The organism is Streptococcus sanguinis (assembly GCF_019929225.1).
In the GTDB taxonomy this organism is placed as follows: Bacteria; Bacillota; Bacilli; order Lactobacillales; family Streptococcaceae; genus Streptococcus; species Streptococcus sanguinis_J.
Genome location: NZ_JAHZPA010000007.1, coordinates 113,594 through 120,531 on the forward strand (window position 1 = coordinate 113,594; position 6,938 = coordinate 120,531).

Genomic DNA, 6,938 nt, shown 5'->3' on the forward strand with positions numbered 1-6,938 from the left:
TATGGAAGATTTACTAAAAACAATTGAGCAGTTCTTGGAATTTTCTGATGAAAAACTAGAAGAACTGTCTGAAAAAAATCAAGCTTTGAAACTTCAAGAAAATCAAGAGGAAAGGGGAAAACATGCGTAAGTTTTTGTTACTGATATTTTTGCTGCCAGCTTTATTTAGCAGTATCACAGTTATTAGTACCGAAAAAGATTTCGTATTAGACGAGGAAGAAAAATATCATTTTACAAGCACTGCGTATGGACGCTATTATGATAGCATCCCGACAAATCCTAATGTTTATGAAGAAACTCCTACATTTACAGATTCTACTCTGAGTAAGACTGCTGGAAAGCTAGTTCCAGACCAGCCAATCCAGATAACAGGATTTTATGTAAATGAAGAAGAAGTCCCGATTTTCAAACTGAAAAATGGGCAGTTTGTGATAGCGGACAAAAACACAATTTACGAAGATACTGTCCAGTCAATTGAAAATATCCATCAAGAAATGTGGCTGAAACCAGGCTTTATTCTTTATGATAAAGCCAATATCAACGGAGCTAAAAAAATCAATGCAACAGTAGCTCCATATACAAAAGTAAACATTGTCCAAATTGTTCAGACAGTCAAAGGAACTTATGCCCAGATTGAAGGACAGGGCTGGGTTTCTATGGAATTTCTGGATGAAACTGATAATCGAATGGACAAAGTTCAAGAAATTTTGAGCAGTAAGTATAACAAGGCGGACTACTCTATCTATGTCAAACAGCTGGACACAGGCAAAGAAGCGGGTATCAATCAAGATCAAGAGATGTATTCGGCCAGTGTGACAAAACTGCCCTATCTCTACTATGTGCAGGAACAGCTGGATCAGAAAAAACTTTCGTTAGATCAGAAGTTCAAGTATATTGGAGCAGTCAATGATTTTGCAGGTGCTTACGAACCAGAAGGAAGTGGCAGCATTGCTAAGTCAGCTGATGACAAGGAATATTCAGTTCAGGATTTGATTAATAGAGTGGCCAAAGAATCAGATAATGTCGCCCACAATATTTTAGGCTATTATGCGACCAATCAATCTGATAAAAATTTTCAGCAGACTATTAACAAAATAGCTGGAAAGAAATGGGATGTGGAAGAAAGACAAGCATCTTCACGTATGGCTGGAAATGTTTTGGAAGCTATCTATGAGCAAAATGGCATGATTATCGATGCCTTGTCTCAGACAAATTATGATAATCAGCGGATTTCTAAAAATATAGATGTTAAAGTGGCTCATAAAATTGGTGACGCCTATGATTTTAAGCACGATGCTGCGATTGTCTATACAGATTCTCCTTTTATCATTGTCATTTTTACTAATAATTCAAACTACGATAATATTTCTCAGATAGCAGACGATGTCTATGGAGTTCTGAAATGATTAAGCAAGAATTTCTTAAAAAAATGCAGGAGAAAAAGTATTTCCAAGACCATCAAAAAGTTTTGGTTGCTGTATCAGGTGGACTGGATTCTATGACACTGCTGCAGCTGTTGATTGATTCTCAAAAAGAACTGGCTATCGAGCTTGCGATTGCTCATGTCAATCACAAACAGCGGCCAGAGTCAGATCAAGAAGAAAAGACATTGGTAAAGATTGCGGAACAGCTTGGTGTAAAGATTTTTACATCAAGTTTTTCTGGTAATTTTTCAGAAAATGCTGCTCGGCAGTTTCGTTATGATTTTTTCGGGAACGTGATGCAGGAGGGGCACTATACAGCTTTGGTAACTGCCCACCACGAAGATGACCAAGCTGAGACTGTTTTTATGCGGCTGCTGCGTGGAGCTAGACTTCGTCATCTGTCCGGCATGAAAGCTGTCCAGCCTTTTGCTTGCGGGGAACTGATTCGTCCTTTGCTTACTTTTCACAAGTCAGACTTTCCAGATATTCAGCATTTTGAAGATAGCAGTAATTTTCAAAATGACTATCTCAGAAATCGAATTCGTAATCTTTATCTGCCGGATCTAGAAAAAGAAAATCCTCGATTTAAGGATTCTTTGCGGTATCTGGGAAAGGAAATTGAAGATTGGCAGACCGCTTTGTCTCACTTGACCAGAGATTTAGATATAGAAAATGTCCAAGTCTTTCATCAGCAAATTCCTCAGGTTCAACGTTTTCTATTGCAGAACTATCTCGAAAACTTTCCTGGACTGAATCTGAGCAAGCAGCAGTTTGAGGAGGTTTTAAACATCCTGAGGACTAAGGCCAATTATCAGCACACTTTGAAAAAAGACTATGAACTTGTTAAAGATTATCAGCGTTTTGAAATTAGAAAAATCAGTCGTAAGCCCGATTTAAAAATGGATTCAATTTTGTTAGAATTTGAGAATCTAATTGAGTTTGGGCATTATCGATTTTCATTCGGGATTCCTTTGAGTGGTGAAAATATCCAGAAAATTTTTGTTTCGCGTGAAACTTCGCTGACACTTCGTTTCCGAAAAGAGGGAGACAGTATTTTGCTGAATGATCATCACAAGAAACTTCGTCGTCTTTTTATTGATAAGAAGGTTTCCTTTGAAGAACGGAATTCATCTGTAATAGTGGAACAAAATCATCAAATTTTAGCAATCTTAAATATTGCTATCAGTGATTTGAGTAAGGCATTAAAAAGTGATATAATGAGTACTGTACTTTATATTCAGAAAATAGATGGGTAAAATTATGCTAGAACAAGATATCAAAAAAATATTGATTTCCCATGAAGAAATCGTGGATGCTGCAAAAAAGCTTGGTCAGCAATTAACCAAAGACTACCAAGGTAAGAATCCAATTTTTGTTGGAATCTTAAAAGGTTCCGTACCTTTTATGGCTGAGCTAATCAAGCATATTGACACACATATTGAGCTTGATTTTATGTTGGTCTCCAGCTACCATGGTGGTACTGCCAGCTCAGGTGTCATTAATGTTATTAAAGACATTGATCAAGACATCACAGGACGTGATATCCTATTTGTTGAGGATATTATCGATACTGGTCAGACTTTGAAAAATCTGTGCAATTTGTTTAAGGAAAGAAATGCTGCATCAGTTAAAATTGCTACACTTTTGGATAAACCAGAAGGCCGTGTTGTTGAAATCAATGCAGATTATACATGTTTCACAATTCCAAATGAATTTGTTGTTGGATATGGGTTAGATTACAATGAAAACTATCGTAATATTCCATATATTGGTATTTTGAAAGAAAAAGTTTATACAAAATAAAGGTTTACTATTAATAGATGAAAAATAAGCAAAATAATGGTTTAATAAAAAATCCATTTCTCTATATTCTGATTATTGTTGTCCTAGTGACAGGGTTTCAGTATTTCTTTTCAGGAGATACTGGCGGTCGCAGTCAGCAAATCAATTACACAGAATTAGTGAAGGAAATTAAGGAAAATAATGTCACAGAGATGAGCTACCAGCCAAATGGCAGTGTCGTTGAGATTTCAGGTACTTACAAAACACCTCAGGAATCGAAAGAAGATACAGGGATTTTATTTTTCTCTCCAAACGTTTCTAAAGTAGAGAAATTCACAAGTATTATTTTACCGTCAGATATTACAATTTCTGATTTACAAAAATTAGCCTCTGAGCATAACACTGAAATCAGCATAAAGCGCGAAAGTTCAAGCGGAATGTGGATTACAATCCTCACTTCCATCGTTCCTTTTGTGATTGTCATCTTCTTCTTTATGTCCATGATGAATCAAGGTGGCGGCGGCGGTGCCCGCGGTGCCATGAATTTCGGGCGCAATAAAGCGCGTGCTGCTAATAAAGAAGATATTAAGGTTCGTTTCTCAGATGTAGCTGGTGCCGAAGAAGAAAAACAAGAGCTAGTAGAAGTTGTTGAGTTTTTGAAAGATCGGAAACGTTACACCAAACTAGGTGCTCGTATTCCTGCCGGCGTCCTTCTGGAAGGCCCTCCAGGAACTGGTAAAACCTTGCTTGCTAAGGCAGTTGCTGGGGAAGCTGGAGTTCCTTTCTTCAGTATCTCAGGTTCTGATTTTGTCGAAATGTTTGTTGGGGTCGGAGCAAGCCGGGTTCGTTCTTTGTTTGAAGATGCGAAAAAAGCAGCCCCTGCAATTATCTTCATCGATGAAATCGATGCAGTCGGTCGTCAGCGTGGTGTTGGCCTTGGCGGTGGTAACGATGAGCGTGAGCAAACCCTCAATCAGCTCTTGATTGAAATGGATGGTTTTGAAGGCAATGAAGGAATCATTATCATTGCGGCTACTAACCGTTCGGATGTATTGGATCCAGCCTTGCTGCGTGCTGGCCGTTTTGACAGAAAAGTATTGGTCGGCCGTCCTGATGTTAAAGGTCGGGAAGCTATTCTTCGTGTTCACGCTAAGAATAAGCCGCTGGCTAAAAATGTTGATTTGAAACTAGTTGCTCAACAGACACCAGGTTTTGTTGGTGCTGATTTGGAAAATGTTTTGAATGAAGCTGCTTTGGTTGCTGCTCGTCGTAACAAGAAAGTCATTGATGCAGATGATATTGATGAAGCAGAAGACCGGGTAATCGCAGGACCTTCTAAGAAAGATAAGATGGTGTCTGAACGCGATCGTCAAATGGTTGCTTATCATGAAGCTGGACATACTATTGTTGGTTTGGTATTGTCAAATGCGCGTGTCGTACATAAGGTAACTATCGTCCCTCGTGGACGTGCTGGTGGCTATATGATTGCCCTGCCTAAGGAAGACCAAATGCTTCTATCTAAAGAAGATATGAAAGAGCAATTAGCTGGTCTTATGGGTGGTCGTGTGGCTGAAGAGATTATCTTTAATGTTCAAACAACAGGTGCTTCTAATGACTTTGAACAGGCAACTCAGATGGCCCGCAGTATGGTAACAGAGTATGGAATGAGCGAAAAACTTGGTCCGGTTCAATACGAAGGAAACCATGCTATGTTTGGTGCAGCCAGTCCTCAAAAATCAATTTCAGAACAGACAGCATATGAGATTGACGAAGAAGTAAGAGAACTTCTTAATGAAGCACGTAACAAAGCTGCAGAGATTATTCAGTCCCATCGTGAAACTCATAAATTGATTGCCGAAGCGCTTCTTAAATATGAAACTTTGGATAGCAATCAGATTAAATCATTGTATGAAACTGGCAAAATGCCAGAAGAGTCTGAACTTGAATTAGACAAAGAAGCTCATGCGCTTTCTTATGATGAAATTAAAACGAAAATGGAAGAAAAAAGTTCCGAGTAGAAGAAGTTGGAGAAATTCCAACTTTTTTCTCTTTTTCTGAAATAATTATTGACAAAGGAAGAAAAGCTGATATAATGGAATATGTTCTGCAGAAGGACAAGAAATGGTCCGTTGGTCAAGGGGTTAAGACACCGCCTTTTCACGGCGGTAACACGGGTTCGAATCCCGTACGGACTATATAATCCGCCATAGCTCAGTTGGTAGTAGCGCATGACTGTTAATCATGATGTCGTAGGTTCGAGTCCTACTGGCGGAGCTAGGTTTAAAAAATCAAATGTGTTAGCATTTGATTTTTTTCTTGCTTTCATATTTCGTACAATCCTCCCAAATGACTAAATATGTGCCTGAAATGACTTAAAAATAGCTATTCGAGTCAGAAGGGCTCCTGAAAGATGCTTTTTAGAAGAAAAAGTCCACCTTGCTTTCTATTTACAGTAGAATTAAGCCAAGTAAATTTTAAGGAGGAACTATGGATTTTAAAGCTACTTATGAGAAGGTGAAATGGATAGTTTGGAAGTGTAAGAAAGATTACTATATACACTTGTGGGAACATAGCGATTGGGAGCAAGAAGGGATGTTAGTTTTATACGAACTTCTGCTTAAAGAAAAAGGAATTGAAAATGATGAGGAAAAACTCTATCGTTATTTCAAAACAAAATTCAGAAATCATATACATGATAAAATCCGTAAACAAGAAAGCCAAAAGCGAAAATTGGACCGCCAGCCTTATGAAGAAGTGAGTGAGATTGGTCATCGACTAAAATCAAAAGAACTGTTTCTAGATGAGTTAGTTGCCTTCAGAGAAGCGATTGACAATTATAAAAGAACTCTTGATGATGTCGGATTGGATAACTACCAGCGATTGATGAGCAATGAGCGTTTTAAAGGAAGAAGAGCCATGCTCAAAGATTTGAAAAATCATTTAAAAGATTTTCAAGATAATACGATTTTATAATGATCAAGCTTGATGAGTCGCTATCTGTTTTAATAGAATGGGTTCGACTATCAAGTTTTTTTATCAAGAAAAAAACGAAAAAAGATTAAAAAAGGTATTGACAGTTGGGTGGTATAGGTGATATACTAATATAGTTGTCGCGAAAGACAAAGCCCTTTGAAAACTGAACAAGACGAACCAAGTGCAGGGTGACATAGAGATATGTAACCTGTCAAAAAAACGAGAAAATAAATCTGTCAGTGGACAGTAATGAGTGCGAACTCAAACTTTTTAATGAGAGTTTGATCCTGGCTCAGGACGAACGCTGGCGGCGTGCCTAATACATGCAAGTAGAACGCTGAAGAGAAGAGCTTGCTCTTCTTGGATGAGTTGCGAACGGGTGAGTAACGCGTAGGTAACCTGCCTGGTAGCGGGGGATAACTATTGGAAACGATAGCTAATACCGCATAAAATTGATTATTGCATGATAATTAATTGAAAGATGCAATTGCATCACTACCAGATGGACCTGCGTTGTATTAGCTAGTTGGTGAGGTAACGGCTCACCAAGGCGACGATACATAGCCGACCTGAGAGGGTGATCGGCCACACTGGGACTGAGACACGGCCCAGACTCCTACGGGAGGCAGCAGTAGGGAATCTTCGGCAATGGGGGGAACCCTGACCGAGCAACGCCGCGTGAGTGAAGAAGGTTTTCGGATCGTAAAGCTCTGTTGTAAGAGAAGAACGGGTGTGAGAGTGGAAAGTTCACACTGTGAC

General features: G+C 38.8%; 6 protein-coding genes, 2 tRNA genes and 1 rRNA gene. All 9 read left to right on the forward strand.

What is annotated here, in order from left to right; genetic code table 11:
* The first annotated feature begins 1 nt into the window (after position 1).
* Positions 2-130 (forward strand): SP_0009 family protein, encoded by a 129-nt coding sequence (locus K1I80_RS12055; protein ID WP_002922810.1) that lies wholly within the window; start codon positions 2-4, stop codon positions 128-130.
* Positions 123-1,406 carry a serine hydrolase gene (locus tag K1I80_RS10860; protein WP_223313939.1) on the forward strand — a complete coding sequence of 428 codons (1,284 nt, stop codon included), beginning with the start codon at positions 123-125 and terminating at the stop codon, positions 1,404-1,406. The genes K1I80_RS12055 and K1I80_RS10860 overlap by 8 nt, the downstream gene beginning before the upstream one ends.
* Positions 1,403-2,680, forward strand: coding sequence for a tRNA lysidine(34) synthetase TilS (tilS, locus tag K1I80_RS10865; protein ID WP_223313940.1), 1,278 nt, complete (start codon positions 1,403-1,405; stop codon positions 2,678-2,680). The genes K1I80_RS10860 and tilS overlap by 4 nt, the downstream gene beginning before the upstream one ends.
* A gap of 4 nt (positions 2,681-2,684) precedes the next feature.
* Positions 2,685-3,227 (forward strand): hypoxanthine phosphoribosyltransferase, encoded by a 543-nt coding sequence (gene hpt / locus K1I80_RS10870; protein WP_223313941.1) that lies wholly within the window; start codon positions 2,685-2,687, stop codon positions 3,225-3,227.
* A gap of 17 nt (positions 3,228-3,244) precedes the next feature.
* Positions 3,245-5,224, forward strand: coding sequence for an ATP-dependent zinc metalloprotease FtsH (ftsH, locus tag K1I80_RS10875; protein WP_223313942.1), 1,980 nt, complete (start codon positions 3,245-3,247; stop codon positions 5,222-5,224).
* A 105-nt stretch (positions 5,225-5,329) separates the two neighbouring features.
* Positions 5,330-5,401 (forward strand) — tRNA-Glu (locus tag K1I80_RS10880).
* A 5-nt stretch (positions 5,402-5,406) separates the two neighbouring features.
* A tRNA-Asn gene (locus K1I80_RS10885) sits at positions 5,407-5,480 on the forward strand.
* Positions 5,481-5,693: 213 nt separating this feature from the next.
* Positions 5,694-6,179 carry a sigma-70 RNA polymerase sigma factor region 4 domain-containing protein gene (locus K1I80_RS10890; protein ID WP_060976337.1) on the forward strand — a complete coding sequence of 162 codons (486 nt, stop codon included), beginning with the start codon at positions 5,694-5,696 and terminating at the stop codon, positions 6,177-6,179.
* Between the two features lie 269 nt (positions 6,180-6,448).
* A 16S ribosomal RNA gene (locus K1I80_RS10895) occupies positions 6,449-6,938 on the forward strand; the annotation flags it as partial.